This is a genomic window from Aeromonas sp. 84A (assembly GCF_051919345.1).
In the GTDB taxonomy this organism is placed as follows: Bacteria; Pseudomonadota; Gammaproteobacteria; order Enterobacterales; family Aeromonadaceae; genus Aeromonas; species Aeromonas veronii.
In genome coordinates this window covers 3,707,393-3,726,266 of record NZ_JBQBEW010000001.1, presented here as the reverse complement: position 1 = coordinate 3,726,266, position 18,874 = coordinate 3,707,393, and the positions used below count along the sequence as shown (strand labels likewise).

General features: G+C 58.6%; 14 protein-coding genes. 5 read left to right on the top strand and 9 right to left on the bottom strand.

Annotated features, from left to right (window positions below):
- Positions 1-255 precede the first annotated feature (255 nt).
- Genes ACTG20_RS16800 through ACTG20_RS16785 form a run of 4 tightly spaced genes read right to left on the bottom strand, consistent with a single transcriptional unit; the run spans position 256 to position 4,936 of the window.
- Positions 256-1,701 carry an HD domain-containing phosphohydrolase gene (locus ACTG20_RS16800; RefSeq protein WP_194496475.1) on the bottom strand — a complete coding sequence of 482 codons (1,446 nt, stop codon included), beginning with the start codon at positions 1,699-1,701 and terminating at the stop codon, positions 256-258.
- Between the two features lie 49 nt (positions 1,702-1,750).
- Positions 1,751-2,872, bottom strand: a complete 1,122-nt coding sequence (locus ACTG20_RS16795) for a beta-ketoacyl-ACP synthase III (protein ID WP_194496474.1) — start codon at positions 2,870-2,872, stop codon at positions 1,751-1,753.
- 54 nt (positions 2,873-2,926) lie between these two features.
- The gene (locus ACTG20_RS16790) at positions 2,927-4,090 is read right to left on the bottom strand and encodes a vWA domain-containing protein (RefSeq protein ID WP_194496473.1); all 1,164 of its coding nucleotides are present in this window, start codon (positions 4,088-4,090) and stop codon (positions 2,927-2,929) included.
- 3 nt (positions 4,091-4,093) lie between these two features.
- On the bottom strand, positions 4,094-4,936 hold the full coding sequence (locus ACTG20_RS16785) for an AAA family ATPase (protein WP_194496472.1): 843 nt from the start codon (positions 4,934-4,936) through the stop codon (positions 4,094-4,096).
- 159 nt (positions 4,937-5,095) lie between these two features.
- Here ACTG20_RS16785 and cysK point away from each other — a divergent pair, with 159 nt between their 5' ends.
- The 4 genes from cysK (at position 5,096) to crr (ending at position 9,088) form a co-directional block, all read left to right on the top strand.
- Positions 5,096-6,064, top strand: coding sequence for a cysteine synthase A (cysK, locus tag ACTG20_RS16780; protein WP_005338267.1), 969 nt, complete (start codon positions 5,096-5,098; stop codon positions 6,062-6,064).
- A gap of 440 nt (positions 6,065-6,504) precedes the next feature.
- On the top strand, positions 6,505-6,762 hold the full coding sequence (locus ACTG20_RS16775; protein ID WP_005338266.1) for an HPr family phosphocarrier protein: 258 nt from the start codon (positions 6,505-6,507) through the stop codon (positions 6,760-6,762).
- A 46-nt stretch (positions 6,763-6,808) separates the two neighbouring features.
- Complete coding sequence (gene ptsI / locus ACTG20_RS16770; RefSeq protein ID WP_019446785.1) at positions 6,809-8,536, top strand: phosphoenolpyruvate-protein phosphotransferase PtsI; 1,728 nt, start codon at positions 6,809-6,811, stop codon at positions 8,534-8,536.
- A 42-nt stretch (positions 8,537-8,578) separates the two neighbouring features.
- Positions 8,579-9,088, top strand: a complete 510-nt coding sequence (gene crr / locus ACTG20_RS16765; protein ID WP_005338264.1) for a PTS glucose transporter subunit IIA — start codon at positions 8,579-8,581, stop codon at positions 9,086-9,088.
- 98 nt (positions 9,089-9,186) lie between these two features.
- Here crr and ACTG20_RS16760 read toward each other — a convergent pair whose 3' ends face one another.
- From ACTG20_RS16760 to pykF, 5 genes are all read right to left on the bottom strand, one after another.
- A complete protein-coding gene (locus ACTG20_RS16760; RefSeq protein WP_042083675.1) occupies positions 9,187-10,119 on the bottom strand; it encodes a GGDEF domain-containing protein in 933 nt (310 codons plus the stop codon).
- Between the two features lie 339 nt (positions 10,120-10,458).
- Positions 10,459-12,489: a M13 family metallopeptidase gene (locus tag ACTG20_RS16755; RefSeq protein WP_439987829.1), complete on the bottom strand. Its 2,031-nt coding sequence runs from the start codon at positions 12,487-12,489 to the stop codon at positions 10,459-10,461.
- A gap of 54 nt (positions 12,490-12,543) precedes the next feature.
- Complete coding sequence (locus ACTG20_RS16750) at positions 12,544-12,948, bottom strand: hypothetical protein (RefSeq protein ID WP_194496470.1); 405 nt, start codon at positions 12,946-12,948, stop codon at positions 12,544-12,546.
- Positions 12,949-13,296: 348 nt separating this feature from the next.
- On the bottom strand, positions 13,297-16,626 hold the full coding sequence (gene mscK, locus ACTG20_RS16745; RefSeq protein WP_194496469.1) for a mechanosensitive channel MscK: 3,330 nt from the start codon (positions 16,624-16,626) through the stop codon (positions 13,297-13,299).
- 150 nt (positions 16,627-16,776) lie between these two features.
- The gene (gene pykF, locus ACTG20_RS16740) at positions 16,777-18,189 is read right to left on the bottom strand and encodes a pyruvate kinase PykF (RefSeq protein WP_031227651.1); all 1,413 of its coding nucleotides are present in this window, start codon (positions 18,187-18,189) and stop codon (positions 16,777-16,779) included.
- A 308-nt stretch (positions 18,190-18,497) separates the two neighbouring features.
- Between pykF and ACTG20_RS16735 the strand changes: the two genes are divergently transcribed.
- Positions 18,498-18,740, top strand: coding sequence for a hypothetical protein (locus ACTG20_RS16735; protein ID WP_167572342.1), 243 nt, complete (start codon positions 18,498-18,500; stop codon positions 18,738-18,740).
- The last annotated feature ends 134 nt before the right edge of the window (positions 18,741-18,874 follow it).

Here is an 18,874-nt window from a genome sequence, read left to right as displayed (position 1 = left end):
AGCCATCATTGGCGCCGAAGGGCAAATTGCGGCCTTTTCCTGCCATCTTGTGATCCCGGTTGCGTCATTGGCACAAGTCCGGATCACAAAATGACAAAAAATAGCTGTAAATAAAGGGAAATATCAATATGGGCGCGGCCTGGCAAAGGCCGTCAGCATGGCGCTGAGTCGGCCATGGTCAGACCTGTTTGTGTACAATTTATGACGCCTGTTGCTCTGTCAGCCATCAGGGCAAGCTGGTCGGAATGTACTTGCTCAGTGGTGATCCTGAAACTGCGCGGCAATCTCCCTGAACTGCGCTTCGCAGGCGAGAAACGCCGCGACAATGCCGGGATCAAAATGGCTGCCGCTCCCCTTCACGATGATCTCCTTCGCTTCCTCATGGCTGAAGGCGGGTTTGTAGACCCGTTTCGAGATGAGGGCATCGTAGACATCCGCGACCGCCATCAAACGCCCGGAGAGGGGAATGTCTTCCCCCGCCAGCCCTGCCGGATAGCCGCTGCCATCCCACTTCTCGTGGTGGGTGAGGGAGATCTCCCGGGCCAGCCGCAGGAAGGAGTTGGAGCCCAGCTGCGCCTCGGCGCTCGCCAGCGCATCGGCGCCGATCTGCGGGTGGCGCTTCATGATGGCGAACTCCTCGTCGGTCAGCTTGCCCGGTTTGAGCAGGATGGCATCGGGAATGCCCACCTTGCCCACATCGTGCAGCGGGGCCGACTTGAACAGCAGGTCGATGGTGGCGTCATCGAGCGGATAGCGATCCCAATCGCTGCGACTGAGGTATTGCGCCAGCGCCTTGACGTAGTGCTGGGTGCGAATGATATGGGCGCCGGTCTCGTTGTCCCGGGTCTCCGCCAGCGAGGCGAGGCCGAGGATGGCCACATCACGGGTCAGGTTGAGTTCGTCGCTGCGGGATTTCAGCTCGCCGATCATCTGATTGGTGCTGGCGGCGATAAGGCCGAACTCGTCATCCCGGGTGACCGGCACCCGGGCATCGAAGTCACCGCATTGCACTCTGGCCATGGTGCTGGTCTGGTGGCGCAGGGAGAGGCCAAGGTTGCGGCCGTAGCCGTGAATGATGAGGGCGAGATAACAGAAGGTCACCGTCATCACGAAGGCGATCTCCCACAGGATGTAGTGCTGGGCATCGACCCTCGGCAGGCTGCGCCCCACCGTCACCAGCCACTCCAGATCCTTGTTGAACAGCAAGAAGAAGACGCCCCCCAGCAGGGTGAGGGTCGCCAGGGTAAAGAGGGTGAACTTGCGTGGCAGCGGCATGGCCAGCGGGTGGCTCAGCGCCAGGCTCTGCTCGGCTTGCCGTGCTCTGGCCCGATGCAAGTCCCGCTCTAGAGTCAGATCGGCCGCCACCAGAAAGCCGAGGGTAGTCATCCCCAGCAGCACCTTGAGGTGACTCTCCAGCGGAAAGTCGTGAGCCAGTGCGTTGTAGCCAGAGAGCAGCAGTGCTCCCAGCAGGTAGAAACCGACCTCCAGTCCAAACCCGTCCAGCCCGTTGCGCGCCAAGGGCCGCCTTGAGAGCAGCCAATTGCGCACGGCGAACATGATGGCGAAGGTCACCAGGGTTGGCCCCAGCAACTGGGGCAGGGTGAGACTCTCGAGAAACGGGCAAACCTGCCAGCCATAGAGACAAAATAGTGACAGGGTTACCCCGTAGTGCAGGGCGCAGCGCCCCGTGATCCTCTGCATATTCCCACCCATGTTGCTGGTTATTGTTATGTCGGCGGGAGGCCCGCCATTACAGGCGCCGCAGCAGCAGGCTACCGATGGAGTAGCCAGCGCCAAATGAGCAAAGTACGCCGCGAGCCCCCGCAGGAAGGTCGCGATTGTACAGATGAAACGCGATGATGGAACCCGCCGAGCTGGTATTACCATAGCTATCAAGAATGACCGGCGCCTCCTGCTGGCTGGCATCGTGGCCCAGCAGCTTGCGACCGATGAACTGGTTCATGGTGAGGTTGGCCTGATGGAGCCAGAGCCGGTTCAGGCTCTCGGCGGGCCAGCCCTGCTCATCGAGCTGGTTGACAATCTGATCGCACACCAGCGGCAATACCTCCTTGAACACCTTGCGTCCCTGCTGGCGAAACAACTTGTCGTCGCTGTAGCGGGTACGCGGGCTCAGCCGGTTCAGAAAGCCAAAATTGTTGCGGATGTTGTTGGAGTATTGGGTCACCAGCTTGCTGGCTACCAGCTGCCACGGATTGGCCACCTTGCAATCGGTCTCCCGCTCCAGCAGCACTGCGGTGCAGGCATCGCCGAAGATAAAGTGACTGTCTCTGTCCCGGAAATTGAGGTGTCCCGAGCAGATCTCCGGATTGACCACCAGCGCCACGTTGGCGGTGCCTGCCGCCAGCATGTCGGCGGCTGTCTTGATGCCGAAGGTAGCAGACGAGCAGGCCACGTTCATATCAAAGGCCATGCCGCTCGCCCCCAGATAGTGCTGCAGCTCGATGGCCAGCGCTGGGTAGGGGCGCGGCATGTTGGAGGCGGCCACGATCACCAAATCGATCTCGCCGGGCTCGCGACCGGCGGCGATCAGCGCCTGCTCGGCGGCGGCCACCGCCATCTCCACCATGATGGAGGGCATCTCGTCGGGCCGCTCCGCCAGCAGCGGTTGCATGATGTCTGGGTTGAGCACCCCCTCGCGGCTCACCAGATAACGACTCTTGATGCCGGAGGCCTTCTCGATGAACTCGCAACTGGAGTGCTGCTTGGCGGGGAGCTGGCCGGCATCGATGGTGGAGGCGTTCTCCTCGTTGTAGAGATCCACATACTGGTTGAAGGCGGCCACCAGCTCTTCATTGCTGACGGCAAAGGGTGGGGTATAGAGGCCTGAGCCACTGATCACGATAGAGGTCATCTTTGCTCCTCGCCGGGTGCGTTCCCGGCTTGTCGGTTTATAGGGTAGAGAGGGTTACAGCTGGTCGATCGCCGCAGCAAGACCCGCCAGGGTCAGCGGATGCATCCGTCCGCCAACCACGTCATTCATCAGTTTGATGGAGGGATGCCAGAGCCACTCCCGCCGCGGGGTGGGATTGATCCACACCAGTTTGGGAAAGTGCTGCTGCAATCGGGTAAGCCACACCTGACCCGACTCCTCGTTCCACTGCTCGACACTGCCGCCCGGCCAAGTGATCTCGTAGGGGCCCATGGTGGCATCCCCCACCAGGATCACCCGGTAGTCGCTGCCGTAGGTGCGCAGCAGCCGCAGGGTATCGAACCGCTCCTCAAAGCGGCGGGCGTTATCCTTCCAGACGAAGTCGTAGAGGCAGTTGTGAAAATAGAAGTACTCCAGATGCTTGAACTCGTGGCGCAGCGCCGAGAAGAGGCGCTGCACCTCGGCCACGTGGGCATCCATGGAGCCTCCCACATCGAAAAAGACCAATAGCTTCACCCCGTTGTGGCGCTCGGGTCGCAGCTTTACATCGAGCCACCCTTGGCGGGCAGAGCTTTTTATGGTGTCGTCGAGATCCAGCTCGTCCGGGTTGCCCTTGCGCACCCAGCGCCTGAGTTTGCGCAGCGCGAGCTGGATGGCGCGCTGGCCGAGCGGCGAGTCATCGCTGAAGTTGCGATAGTGTCGGGCCTCCCACACCTTGACCGCCTTACCGTGCTGCCCCTCTCCACCCATGCGCACCCCCTCGGGGTGAAAACCGCCGTGGCCAAACGGGCTGCTGCCACCGGTTCCCACCCATTTGTTGCCGCCGGCGTGGCGCTCTTTCTGCTCGCTTAATCGCTGGTTAAGGGTCTCCAGCAGCTTGTCGAGTCCGCCGAGGGATTTGAGCAGCGCCTTCTCCTCTGGGCTCAATAGCCGTTCGAACTCCTTGCGTAGCCACTCCTCGGGCAGGCTCTCCGGCAGCAGGGGAGTGGCTTCCAGCCCTTCGTAGTATTCGGCGAAGGCGCGATCGAAGCGATCGTAGTGGGCCTCGTCTTTTACCAGCAGGCAGCGGGAGAGTTGGTAGAACTCGTCCATATCGACAGCGACCAGCCGGGCCGCCAGTGCGGCGTGCAAGTCCAGCAGCTCGCGTAGGCTGCAGGGGAGCTTGTGGCGGCGTAGGTGGGTAAAAAAGTCGATCAGCATGGGTCAGCTGCCGCGCCGGGCCAAAAAGGCGAGCTTCTCGAAGAGATGCAGATCCTGCTCGGTCTTGAGCAGGGCGCCATATAGCGCGGACACTAGCTTGCCGGGCTCGCGGGCACGCATCGCCTCGGGGGCGATATCATCGGCCAAGAGCAGGCGGATCCAGTCCAGCAGCTCTGAGGTGGAGGGTTTCTTGCGCAGTCCCTCTACCTCGCGCAGCTCGAAGAAGAGATCCATTGCCTCGGCAAGCAGGCTCTCCTTGAGGTCGGGGTAGTGGAGCTTGACGATGGCCTGCATCTCGGCCTTGTCGGGGAAGCGGATGTAGTGGAAGAAACAGCGGCGCAGGAAGGCATCCGGCAGCTCTTTTTCGTTGTTGGAGGTGATGATGACCACCGGACGCTGGCGCGCCTTGACTCGCTCGCCGGTCTCGTAGACGTCGAACTCCATCCGATCCAGCTCCAGCAGCAGATCGTTGGGGAATTCGATGTCGGCCTTGTCTATCTCGTCGATCAGCAACACAGGTCGCTGCTCGGCGCTGAAGGCCTGCCACAACTTGCCTTGACGAATGTAGTGGCTGATATCGGCCACTCTGGGGTCGCCGAGCTGGGAGTCCCGCAGCCGGGCCACCGCATCATATTCGTAGAGTCCCTGTTGGGCCTTGGTGGTGGACTTGATATGCCAGGCAATGAGATCGGTGCCGAGATGGTCGGCGACCGCTTCCGCCAGCACCGTCTTGCCTGTGCCCGGCTCCCCTTTGATCAGCAGCGGTTTTTCGAGGGTGATGGCGGCATTGACCGCCATCTTCAATGCATCGGAGGCGAGATACTGGCTGCTTCCTGAAAATCCCATAACGTCGGTTCCTTTGACGATTGGCTCCCGGAGTCAGGGGCCAGAGAGAATAAGCTCTATATGTTGTAATACCATATGGTTATAACGAATAGTCACTTCTCATTCAGAAACCACAGGGTAATCTTGTTTCATCGTCGTAACAAACACAGGGATAGCGCCATGAGCAAAATTTTTGAGGACAACAGCCAGACTATCGGTCACACCCCGCTGGTTCGTCTCAACCGTGTTACCAAAGGTCGCGTGCTGGCCAAGATCGAGAGCCGCAACCCCAGCTTCAGCGTCAAGTGCCGGATCGGTGCCAACCTGATCTGGGATGCCGAAAAGCGCGGCATCCTGACCAAGGGTAAGGAGATCATCGAGCCCACCAGCGGCAACACGGGTATTGCTCTGGCCTTTGTCGCGGCGGCTCGCGGCTATCCCATCACCCTGACCATGCCGGCCACCATGAGCCTGGAGCGCCGCAAGTTGCTCAAGGCGCTCGGTGCCAATCTGGTGTTAACCGAAGGGCCGCTCGGCATGAAAGGGGCCATTGCCAAGGCCAACGAGATCCTCGAATCCGAGCCGGGCAAGTATGTGTTGCTGCAACAGTTTGAAAACCCGGCCAACCCGGAGATCCACGAAAAGACCACCGGCCCCGAGATCTGGGATGCCACTGACGGCGAAGTGGATGTGTTCGTGGCCGGGGTCGGTACCGGCGGCACCATTACCGGGGTCTCCCGCTATCTGAAGCAGACGAAAGGCAAGGCGGTGGTCTCTGTCGCGGTCGAACCGGCCGAGTCGCCGGTCATCAGCCAGAAGCTGGCCGGGGAAGAGATCAAACCGGGCCCCCACAAGATCCAGGGGATCGGCGCCGGCTTTATCCCGGGCAACCTGGACCTCTCCCTCATCGATCGGGTGGAGAAGGTGACCAGCGATGAAGCCATCGAGATGGCCCGTCGCCTGATGGAGGAGGAGGGGATCCTGGCCGGTATCAGCTCCGGTGCTGCGGTGGTGGCTGCCAGCCGTCTGGCCGAGCTGCCGGAATTTGCGGGCAAAACCATTGTGGTCATCCTGCCGAGTGCGGCGGAGCGTTACCTCTCCAGCGCCCTGTTTGCCGGGGTGTTCAGCGAGCAGGAGCTGCAGCAGTAACTGATCGGAATCTTTCAAAACAGCGGCGCTCCCAGGAGCGCCGCTTCTTTATGGGCTAGACTCAACCCCTGTTAGTGTCACTTGATCCTTATTTTTTGGGGTAAAATAACAAGTTCCGGAGTGAGAAAAAAAGCAGACATTCCGCTCTAAATCTCATATCCTGTGCGGCGTCACGCGGTGTTTGCTGGCTCGGTATCACAAAGTAACAAAGTGTTATTTTTCGTTATAAAATAATTTCAGGCCAGTCCTGATGCGGCTTGTAGCCCAATAACTGAAAATTGCCAACCAGCGCGCCGATTACTGCACAGAAACTTGACCTGGATTAAACCATTGCGGGTCTGCTTTCGTTACTTTACAACATATCCATACTGACACGGTGGGTCAGGTTGCTTCAAAAACGACCAATCCACCAAAAAATATCAATAATATGGGGTGAAACCATGTACGAGAAGTCTGTTGTTATTACTGCTGAAAACGGCCTGCACACCCGTCCGGCAGCTCAGTTCGTGAAAGAAGCCAAAGAATTCCAAAGCGAGATCACTGTGGTCTCCGGTGGCAAGTCCGCCAGCGCCAAGAGTCTGTTCAAGCTGCAGACCCTGGGCCTGACCAAGGGTACCAACGTAACTATCCAGGCTGACGGCCCGGATGCTCAGCAAGCTGTTGAGAAGCTGGTTGCCCTGATGGACGAGCTGGAGTAATCCAGCTTTAGATTCCTCCCCCACAGTCGTTTTAATAGGAAGGATTATGATATCTGGCATTCTTGCGTCCCCCGGTATCGCATTCGGTAAGGCGCTTCTTCTTAAAGAAGATGAAATCGTTATCAATCAGGGCAAAATCTCTGCTGACCAGATTGATGCCGAGATCAACCGTTTCCTCGAAGCTCGTACCAAGTCAGCTACCCAGCTGGAAGCCATCAAAGAGATGGCCGGTCGCACCTTCGGTGAGGAAAAAGAGGCCATCTTCGAAGGCCACATCATGCTGCTCGAAGATGAGGAGCTGGAAGGGGATATCAAATCCTTCATCAAAGAGAACAAGGCTTCCGCTGACAAAGCCATCTATGAGGTGATCGAACAGTACGCCAAGATGATGGCCGAGCTGGATGACCCTTATCTGCGCGAACGCGCTACCGACTTCCGTGACATCGGTACCCGTCTGGTCAAGAACGTACTGGGCATCGCCGTTGTCAACCTGAGCACCATCGACGAAGAGGTGATCCTGGTCGCCAAAGACCTGACCCCGTCTGAAACCGCTCAGATCAACCTGAAATATGTGCTGGGTTTCGTTACCGACATCGGTGGCCGTACCTCTCACACCTCCATCATGGCCCGCTCCCTGGAGCTGCCGGCCGTGGTAGGCACCAACGACATCACCGAGCGCGTCAAGAACGGTGACATGCTGGTGCTGGATGCGATCAACAACCAGATCATCATCAATCCGACCGCGGAACAACTGACTGAAGCCAAGAAGTTCCAGGCTCAGTTCCAGGCCGAGAAAGATGAGCTGGCCAAGCTGAAAGATCTGCCCGCCATCACGCTGGATGGTCACCAGGTCGAAGTGTGCGCCAACATCGGTACCGTCAAGGATACCGAAGGTGCCATCCGCAATGGCGCCGAAGGCGTGGGTCTGTACCGTACCGAGTTCCTGTTCATGGACCGTGACGCGCTGCCGACCGAAGAAGAGCAGTTCAAAGCCTACAAAGAAGTGGCCGAAGCGATGCCGGATCAGCCGATCATCGTGCGTACCATGGACATTGGCGGCGACAAAGAGCTGCCGTACATGAATTTCCCGAAAGAGATGAACCCCTTCCTGGGCTGGCGTGCCGTGCGTATTTTCTTCGACCGCGAAGACATCATGCATGCTCAGCTGCGGGCCATTCTGCGTGCGTCTGCCTTCGGCAAACTGCGCATCATGTTCCCGATGATCATCTCTGTCGAAGAGTTCCGTAGCCTGAAAGCGACCGTAGAGACGCTGAAAGCCGAACTGCGTGCCGAAGGCAAAGCCTTTGATGAATCCATCGAAGTGGGTATCATGATCGAGACCCCGGCCGCTGCCGTGATGGCTCATCATCTGGCCAAGGAAGTGGATTTCTTCAGTATCGGTACCAACGACCTGACCCAGTACACCCTGGCTGTCGATCGTGGTAACGAGATGATCTCCGCCATGTACAACCCGCTGTCACCCTCCGTCCTGACCCTGATCAAGATGGTTATCGATGCGTCCCACGCCGAAGGCAAGTGGACCGGTATGTGTGGTGAACTGGCTGGTGACGAGCGCGCTACCCTGCTGCTGCTGGGTATGGGTCTGGATGAGTTCTCCATGAGCGCCATCTCTGTACCGCGTATCAAGAAGCTTATCCGCAACACCAACTTCGAAGATGTGAAGGCAATGGCTGATCAAGCACTGAGCTTTGCCACCGCCGCTGAAATCGAAGCATGCGTAGATAACTTTATTAAGCAGAAAGCAGTCTGCTAAGATCGGCTGCAAACAGCGACAAATCATCTCTAGGAGCTTTATATGGGTCTGTTTGATAAACTGAAGAAACTGGTTTCCGACGATAGCTCTGACACCGGCGGCATCGAAATTTTTGCTCCGCTGTCTGGCGAAATCGTGCCGATCGAAGATGTGCCTGACGTTGTCTTCGCCGAGAAGATCGTTGGTGACGGTATCGCCATCAAGCCGGCTGGCAACAAGATGGTTGCGCCGTGCGATGGTACCATCGGCAAGATTTTCGAGACCAACCACGCGTTCTCTCTGGAATCCGACTCCGGTATCGAGCTGTTCGTTCACTTCGGTATCGACACCGTTGAACTGAAAGGCGAAGGCTTCAAGCGTATCGCTCAGGAAGGCCAGCAGGTCAAGCGCGGCGACACCATCATCGAGTTCGATCTGGCCGTTCTGGAAGCGAAAGCCAAGTCTACCCTGACTCCGGTTGTCATCTCCAACATGGACGAGATCAAAGAGCTGATCAAAATGACTGGTGCCGTGACTGTGGGCGAGACCCCGGTTATCCGTATCAAGAAGTAATGCCCGGCTGGCTCACGCCAGTTGCGCAGTAAAAAACCGAAGCCTTGTGCTTCGGTTTTTTTATGGCCGCGAGCCGGCTTTTCTTTCTGGTGATCACTCTATTCCGTCGAGATGACAACCCGGTTACGGCCCTGATCCTTGGCCTGATAAAGGGCCCGGTCTGCCATCATCAGCAGATAGTCGATGCCCTCCTGTCCCTTCATGCTGGCACACCCCAGACTGATGGTGAGGGATAGCTGCTTCCCCTGCCATGGCAAGCGGGTGGTACTGACATGCTGGCGCAGCTGTTCGGCGCGCCGTGCTGCCTGTTCAATATCGCAACCAGGCAGGATCAGCAGGAACTCCTCTCCGCCCCAACGGGCCAGACTCTCCCCCGGCAACAGCTGGCCCGCCATAGCGTGGGCGACGGCGCAGAGCGCGGCATCGCCCGCAGGGTGGCCGTAGCGGTCATTGACCTGTTTGAAATGGTCGATATCTCCCAGTACCACCGAGAGGGGCTCACCTTGCAACCAAAGGGCCTGCAGCTGTTGCTGGGCGCCGCGCCGGTTGGTCAGTTCGGTGAGCGGATCGGTGCAGGAGAGGCGGCTCACCTCTTCCACCATGCACTGCAGGTCGTGGATATCGCGAAAGGTGACGATATGGCCATCCGGGATGGCATCGGCTCCCAGCTGGGCAGTGACGATAAACCAGCGCGACTGACCGCTCTTGCAGCGGATCAGCGCAGGCATCTCGGCAACCTCCAGCCCTTGCGACAAGCTCTGTTCCACCTGGGAGTGCCAGGAGTCGATGATGGTGCGGCGATACCCTTCATCCGGGTAGGCGACCTGAAACCAGGAAGCCATGTCCGGCAGATCGTCAAGGTTGTAGCCCAGTTGCTCAATGAAGGCTTTATTCAGAAAGCGGTGGCGCCGCTGCGGGATCATGTCGGGTGAGCAGCCATCGTGACGGGCAATGGATTCGGACACCAGAATAGGCAGCGGGATCACATCGAAGGAGCGAAACAGGATCTGTTGCAGTTCTCGGTCATTCATAGGAAAAGCGGCTCCACGATGCATCTTTTACATGCTTTACCATAGGTCAGACCTGTTTGGTGGTAAACCGATTTATAGCGGTTCCGCCGCCGGTTTTTCAGCCAATGGCAAAGGCGAGAAAATGGCGGGGTTGTTTGCCGTGGCCGTATCGGGTGAAAGCTGGGCAGGCTGAGGAGAAGCGGCGGGGCAAAAGGGTCAAAAAAACCCACATGGTCAGGCACATGTGGGTCGGGAAAAACCAGGCAGGGTAAAACAGATACTCCCTGTGTCGGTCATCTTCAGCTCAGGTGGAGGTGGTCCATCTGCTGGAGCTTTTCGGGCCAGGGCCCCTGCTGGTGGTCACCAAATCTTCACACGCTCGGAAGGTGGCAGATAGAGCTTGTCTCCCGGTTTGATAGCAAAGGCACTGTAGAAGGCCGGTATGTTGACGACGACGCCGTTGACCCGGTACTCCAGCGGTGAGTGGGGATCTGTCTTGAGCAGAACGGCAGCTAGCTCGGGCCGATACTTCCCTTTCCACACCTGCGCCCAGCCGATAAAGAAGCGCTGCTCGCCGGTGAAGCCATCGAGCACCGCTGGCTGGTGGTTGCCCAGGGCGAGCTGGTACGCCTTGTGGGCGATGGTCAGGCCACCGAGATCGCCGATGTTCTCGCCAAGGGTCAGCTGGCCGTTGACATGCTCCCCCTTGATGGGCTCGAAACGGTCGTACTGTTTCGCCAGTTTTTGCGCTCTGGCGGTGAACTCCTTGAGATCGGCCGGAGCCCACCAGTTGTGCAAGGCACCGTTGCCATCGAATTTGGCCCCCTGATCATCGAAACCATGGCTCAGCTCGTGACCGATGACCGCGCCGATGGCGCCATAGTTGACCGCATCATCCGCCTTCAGATCGAAGTAGGGTGGTTGCAGTATGGCTGCCGGGAAGACGATCTCGTTGTTGTTCGGGTTGTAGTAGGCGTTCACCGTCTGCGGATTGTCGAACCACTCCTCCCGATCCACCGGTTGATGGAGGCGGGCAAGGTGCTCGTTGTAACGCACTGTGGCCGCTCGCTGGGCATTGCCGACCAGATCATCGGGACGGATCTCGATTGCGCTGTAATCCTGCCACTGGTCCGGATAGCCGATCTTGACCCGTACCTTCTCCAGTTTCGCCAGCGCCTGCTGTTTGGTCGGGGCAGACATCCAGTCGAGCCCACCGATCTCCTGGCGATAGGCAGCGATCAGATTGCGCACCATGGTTGCCATCTGTGCCTTGGCTTCGGCCGAGAAGTAGCGCTCCACGTAGAGTTTGCCCACCGCCTGACCCAGATAGTCGTCCAGCACCTCCATGGCCTGCTTCCAGGGCTCCCGCTGACGGGGGATGCCGCTCAGGGTCGTGCCGTAGAAAGCGAAGTGCAGGGCATTGCTCTGGCTGTCGAGATAGGGCGCATAAGTACGTAGCAGATGGAACAGGCAGTAGGATTGCCACTGCGCGATGCTGGTCTCCTGCATCACGGCGGTCAGCTTCTCCAGATAGTCCGGCTCACTGACGATGATCTCCGTTTCCCCGGCGATACCGGCCTCTGTCAGGTAGCGTTGCCAATCCAGGGTGGGCAGCAACTGACTGAGGCGGGCGATGGGCAGTTTGTTGTAGGTGAGGTTGTCATCCCGCCGCTTGACTCTGTCCCACTGCAGGCTGGCGAGCCGGGTCTCCAGCGCCAGAATGCGATGGGCCTGTTCGCTCGCACCCTCGACGCCGGCATGGTTGAGCAGGGCGGTAATGAACTGCTCGTAGCTGGCCCGCAGAGCCTTGCTGGCGGCATCTGCTTTCAGGTAGTAGTCCCGATCCGGCAGACCGAGACCGGATTGCTGCAGATAGATCCCGTAGCTGTCAGGCTGTTTTTTGTCGGCCATGAACCCGATACCAAAGGGAGTACCGCCGCCCAGCTTGTTAACCCGGGCAAAGTAGGTGGCTAGCGAGGCGCCATCATGGATGGCCATGATCTCGTCGCGCAGTGGCTGAATGGGGGTCAGTCCTTTGGCATCCCGTCCGGCCTGCTCCAGATAGCTGGCGTAGAGGTCGGCGATCTGCTGGCGAGGGGTTCCGGCTTGTTGCGGGCGCTTGAGCAGCTCCTCCAGCAACACCTTGCGATCCTCCAGCGACTTGTCCGCCAACAGATTGCCGATGGTCTGCCCCGGCATGTCATCCGGTATTTGGGTCTGGGCCAGCCAGTTGCCGTTGACGTGGCGAAACAGATCGTTCACCGCGCGCACGCTGTTATCCATGCTGGCCAGATCCACCCCGGAGTGGCCGCTGGTGGCACCGGAGCATGGAGCGAGGCCAATCAGGGCCAGCGCAATCAGGCTGGCGATCATGCTGCGTTGCTGTTTCATCGAGAGTGTCCTGTATGGGGAGCCTGTGGTGAATTGGCTGTAACCGCTGGCCAATCAGCTGCGAACGACCGAGAGGAAGCGACCGTCGTGATTGAAGGTGCAGGTAAAGTCGACCAGATCATCGTCGGTCTCGTACTGGCCATAGACCTTGTATCTCTGGCCACTCTCTTCTGCCGACTCGGTGGTGATATCGCGCGGGGAAACATGGAATTTGCTGGCCGCTTCCCCCGAGCAGTAACGGGGCATCTTGCTGGTGGCCATATGCTGGTCATCGCTATCGTCATGCTGGCCATCATGCTCGTGTTTGTTATCGCTGTGCTTTTTCCCGGCGTAATAGCCAGCGGCGCCGATGGCCCCCAGCGCAGCTGCACCTATCAGAACTTTCTTGGTATCCATATTCTGGCAGCCGCTCAATGCCAGACAGGCGGCCAACCCCATTACCATCAAGGAATGTTTCATCTCTCGGATCCTTTCAATTATCAAATGAGCAAGTCGGTGTCAGCCGGGCGGTGGTCACAGGGCCCAGGCTGGAATGGCGCCACTTTGCAATGGTCAGGATGAAGAGGACACTCAAATAAAATTAAAAAAAGTTATAAAAGTCCGGGAGCCGGAGCGAGCGCGGTATGGGGCAAGTGTTTGTTTTTATACTTTTATTTCTCTTTATATTTTATCAAGGGCGATGGCTGCCTGTTGTGCGGCGGCCAGCCATGTAGGCAATGGATAACTGTCTCTATCGCCATAAACTGGCATAAAAAAGCCGCTCACCTGGGTGAGCGGCTGTTGTCATCAGATCAGTGCAGTTCGCTATCAGGCTGGCTGCTTGCCATCTTCTGTGGGCGGCGGCAGGGCGGCGGAGTTGGACTCCACCTTCTGCTCTTCGCCCTGCATGTTCTTGATGTAGACATCCATCTGGTTGAAGGCGATCTCGATGCCGTTCTCGCGGAACAGCTGGTCGATCTTGCGGTTCAACTCGTCCACCGCCGGGTTGCGGTCTCCCAGTTCGCTCACGAAGAAGCGCAGCTCGTGATCCAGAGTGCTGGCGCCAAAGGTGAGGAAGTAGACGATGGGGGCCGGGTCTTTCAGCACGCGGCTGTTTTCGTCGGCCGCCTGTTTGAGCAGGGTGCGGGTCAGCTCCAGATCCGAGCCATACGCCACGCCCACCCGTACGATCACCCGGGTGACGGTGTCACTCAGCGACCAGTTGATGAGCCGTTCTGTCATCAGTTGCTGGTTGGGGATGATCACCTCTTTGCGGTCGAAGTCGGTCAGGGTGGTGGCGCGAATGCGGATCCGCGAGACGGTACCGGAGAAGGAGCCGATGGTGACGGTGTCACCGATCCGCACCGGACGTTCGAACAGGATGATGATGCCGGAGACGAAGTTGGAGAGGATCTCCTTCATGCCGAAACCGATACCGACTGACAGACCACCCGCTACCCACTGCAGCTTGTCCCACTGCACGCCCATCATGGAGAGAGCGGTGAGGGAACCAAAGCCGATCAGCACGTAGTTGAGCATGGTGGTGATGGCGTAGGCGGTCCCCTGAGCCAGGTTGAGCTTGGAGAGCACCAGCACCTCCAGCAAGCCCGGCAGGTTGCGCGCCAATGACCAGGCACCGCCGAGCAGCAGGAAGCCGATCAGCACGTCACTGAGGCTGATGGGGAAGAGCACGGCGTTGGCGCCGGTGCCTTCACTGCGGTGCCACAGCACCATGCTGTCGAGGTAGGAGAATACCGCGACCAGATCGGACCAGAGCCAGTAGAAGGCGACGCCGAAGATCAGCATCAGCACGGTACGGGTCAGACGCAGGGACTGCTGGCTGACATCCTCCAGATCCATGGGCTGCTCTTCGATGGACTCGCCCCCTTCCGCATCTTCCGAAGATTTGTGCTCACGCTTGGCCACCGCACGACGGTAGGCCAGACGACGGGCTGCCAGCTCCAGACCACGCAGGGCGGTGCGGTAGACCAGGCTCCAGATGATGATGAGGTAGAAGGATTCGATCAGGCGACCGGTCAGCTTCAGCGCGGTGTAGTAGTAACCGAGCACGGCCAGCACGATCAGCGCCACCGGTGCCAGCGCCAGGGCAATGGCGATCAGCGACTTCTGCATGCTCGCCTCGCCCTTGATGCGGGCGCGGGAGATGGGGAACACCAGATAGGCGGCCAGCCCCAGCAGGGTCAGGGTCATGGCCTGGCCGATCACGTCGTTGCCCAGGGTGGAGGGTTCAACCACCGCCTTGGTTGCGAGCATGATGAGCGGCAGCAGTGGTAACCAGATGTAGCGCATGCTGTTGCGCTTGGCCTGCAGCTCCGCTTTCGGGATCCGGAAGTGGGTTTCGGCGATGCCGCCCGGGCGCATCACCGCCAGATAGACGCTGAACACCAGATAACCGAGGGCGAGGTTCAGGGTGATCTGGAACATCAGCTTGGGACTGAGCAGACCGCAGTAGGTGAGCAGCAGACCGCCAGCCAGAATGAACATGCTGCCCGGCAGGCGTTGCAGCACGGTATAGAGCAGGGCGCGCGGCGTGTGCCACTGGCTGTCCTGACGGAAACGGCCAAGGTCCTTGGTGATCTTCTTCTCGCGCTCAACCAGCGCCGGACGTTTCCAGACCAGCAGGCCGCCGATCAGCAGCAGCGGGAAGGCAAGCAGGGAGATCCCGAGCAGCTCTTCACGCCAGCGTTTCCAGTCCGGTTTCAATACCCAGTCGGAGGCCTGTTTGTAGGCCTGGGCGGGCCAGCTGATAAACCACTTGCTGTCGATGGGCTTGTTGCTGCTTACCCAGAAGATGTGTTGCTGCAGGGTAAATTCGATAGAGGCATAGACCCGCGCCAGCTGCTGCTGGGTCAGCTGCAGGCTGATGGCGTTGGTGAGCTGGCTGTCGAGTTGGCGGTTGAGCTGATCGAGCAGATTGATGCGGGTATCGAGCAGCTTGGCAAGGTTCTCCTTGTCCTCTTCGCTGACCGGATCCTTGCTGCCGGCGATCAGATTGTCCAGATAGAGGTTCTTCTGGAACAGCTGGTCACGCTGCTGGCTCAGTTCAAACTGGGCCAGATGGAGATCGGCGATCTGCTCTTCCAGGTTTTTGACGGCGATGGTGGGGGCCGCTTCCAGCTGCTGGTAGAGCTGATAGAGGATGCGCGACAGCAGCAGATTGCCCTTGAGCATCTGCACCTGTTCATTGAGGTTGCGCTCGGTCTGGATGCCGCGCTCCAGCCAGCTCTTGGCTTGCAGGTTTTTCTGGACCAGCGAGTTGAGGCTGGTGGTGGCACCGATCAGCTGCTGGCTGAGCTGGTGGTTGAGCTCCTGCTCTTTTTGCACCAGCGGGCTGTCTTCGGTCGCCACCAGTTCACCGGTCTGCTCGGCGGTTTTTTCGGTGTCGCCGAGGCGCTTGGCGCTGCTCTGATCCTGCAACAGCTGCAGTTTCTGCTCTTCGCTGGCGAGACGGGCACTCTGGTAGTCGCGCTGCTTGATCGCCAGGTCCTGCATGCTGGTACGGTTATCCAGCTCCTTTTGCAGGTGGGCCAGTTGCAGGTCGAGCAGGGCCAGCTCGGCACCGAGCTTCATCTTCTCGGCGCTGGAGACGCTTTCACCGGCGTTGAGGCGGGTACGGATCTCCTGACTGCGCTGGTAGGCACGGCTCATGCTGGCCTGGGCCCGCTCCGGCAGGGTCTGCAAGCTGGTGAGCTGGCTGCCGATGGCGCCGAGGGCCTCCTGGGCCGCCTGCATGTTGGCCAGCACTTCCGGCTGACGGCTGTCGAGCTCTGCCAGACTCATGCTGGCGTATTCGCTCTTGATCTGCTCGGCACTCTTGCCCTTGGTCAGAGCATCGAGCTTGGCGCTGATCTCTCTGAGTTCGGTGGGCAGGTTGCGGATCCGCTGGGCCTGGGTCTTGGCCTTTGCCTCTTCCTTGTCGATGCTGTCGAGCAGGGCGAGGGTTTCGGTCAGCAACTTCTGATCCGCTTGTTGACTGACGGTCAGGGTTTCTGATTTACCCAGACCATCCAGCGCTCGCTGAACTGCGTTGCGAGAGGGGACATCTTGCGCCATGGCTTGCGGGACGCAGAGGCTGGCGAGGAGACAGAGCAGCGGCAACAGGGTGGCCGAGACTCTTTTAAAACGTATTGAGGGCATATAACTTCCGGGTTATTACGCGATATTCGGGAGATTTCCCGCATAGATTAAATTCGCGTGGATTCTAACACCGGGCTTGTCAGGTAAGCAGGGGGGAGGGACAAAAAAAACGGCGCCCGCAGGCGCCGTTTTCAACTCGTTCAGCTCTGATTAAAGAACGTGAACAGAAGCGGTGTTGGTGGTGCCGCTCGGTACCAGAGCACCGGAGACCATCACAACCACGTCACCTTTCAGACCCATGCCGATTTCCAGCGCGGCTTCTTTACCGATGCGATAGAAATCGTCGGTAGAGGCGATGCTGTCAACCACGTGGGCAACCACACCCTTGGTCAGAACCAGCTGGGCAGCAGTTTTCTTGTTGGTGGTGATAGCCAGGATCCAGGCTTTCGGGAAGTACTTGCGAATGGCCTTGGCAGACTTGCCGCCTTCGGTAGCAACCACGATCAGCGGGGCGTCCAGCTTCTCGGAGGTCTCTACGGCGCCTTTACATACGGCTTCGGTGATGCGCAGCTTGTTGCTGTCGTTGGCAGCAGACAGGTTGGACGGCATCACGGCATCAGTACGCTCGCAGATGGTGGCCATGATGGTCACGGCTTCCAGCGGGTACTTACCCTTGGCGGATTCACCGGACAGCATGACTGCGTCGGTACCGTCCAGGATGGCGTTGGCCACGTCACCAGCTTCGGCGCGGGTCGGACGCGGGTTCTTGATCATGGAGTCCAGCATCTGGGTGGCAGTGATAACCACTTTGCGGGCTTTGTTGCACTTGGCGATGATCATCTTCTGGGCGAAGATAACTTCTTCAACCGGGATCTCTACACCCATGTCGCCACGAGCAACCATGATGCCGTCGGAAACAGCCAGGATCTCGTCGAAGTTGTCCAGACCTTCCTGGTTTTCGATCTTGGAGATGATCTGGATGTTCTCGCCACCGTGGGCTTTCAGGTGCTCACGGATTTCCAGAACGTCTTCTTTCTTACGGATGAAAGAAGCAGCAACGAAATCAACGCCTTGCTCGCAACCGAAGATCAGGTCGCGCTTGTCTTTCTCGGCCAGGGCCGGCAGCTTGATGGAGACGCCCGGCAGGTTAACGCCTTTGTTCTCGCCCAGGTCACCGTTGTTCAGCACTTTACAGATAACTTCGCGCTCGGTGATTTCGATAACGTCCAGACCGATCAGGCCGTCATCAACCAGAATGCGGTTGCCGACGCGCAGATCGTTGGCGAAACCTGCATAGGTCACAGCCACTTTGTCTTTGTTGCCAACCACGGTCTGGTCGGTGGTGAAGGTGAAAGTCTGGCCAGCGACCAGCGCGACGTCGTTGCCGCCTTCCAGCTTCATGGTACGGATTTCCGGACCCTTGGTGTCCAGCAGGATAGCTGCGTGCTTGCCGGTCTCGGCCATTACAGCGCGCAGGTTGCTGATGCGGCTGCCGTGCTCGGCGTAGTCACCGTGGGAGAAGTTCAGGCGCATGACGTTCATGCCGGCGTCCAGCATTTTGGCCAGCATTTCTTTGGATTCGGTCTTCGGACCGATGGTGCAGACAATTTTGGTCTTTTTCATGTCAATCTTCATGGTTAAGGAATTTCCGCCGAGCAATATACACCAGTTTTTGGAATCTTTTTATGATCCAGAAACAACGTTTTGACCAGATAACGTTTTCTTTTCAGGGATAACGTTTTCCTGTGAGTCACATTTTAGAGCATACGGCCACAGGTTCGGGCTGAAGGGATACAAATGTTGCCATCTGTGGTTGTTTGGCCGGGTTGAGGTTCAGATGTTGTAAAATGACCACCCGTCCGCTGTCACCGTCTTGTCACCGGCTTGCGCAAAAATGTTAGTTCATTGGCGCACGGGTGAAGGAGGCCGGGATGAAAAACAGCCATGAAACCGGATGGGCTCTGCTCTTGCTGGGCGCGGCCCTGCTGCTGGTTCAGACGCTGCCAGCCCGCTACTGGCCTGACAATGCCGGTATGCTGGCGATCTTCTCCCATCCGGTGAAAGGGGAGGCGGCCGCCGAGGGATTGGCGTGGCGAGAGTGGCAGGATCACAGTGCAGCGACCCGGATGGCGCTTCGCGCAGTCCGACTGCAGCCGGAAGCGCCGCAGCCTTGATATCTATTGCTGCTTACCGGTCGTGAAGGCGTGAAATTATCAACCATTGGTTGATAGTTCTTATCTATCTTGCTGGATTGTCCACCTTTCATGGCGGGAGGATAATCGATTCCAACAGCGATATCCCCTCCGGT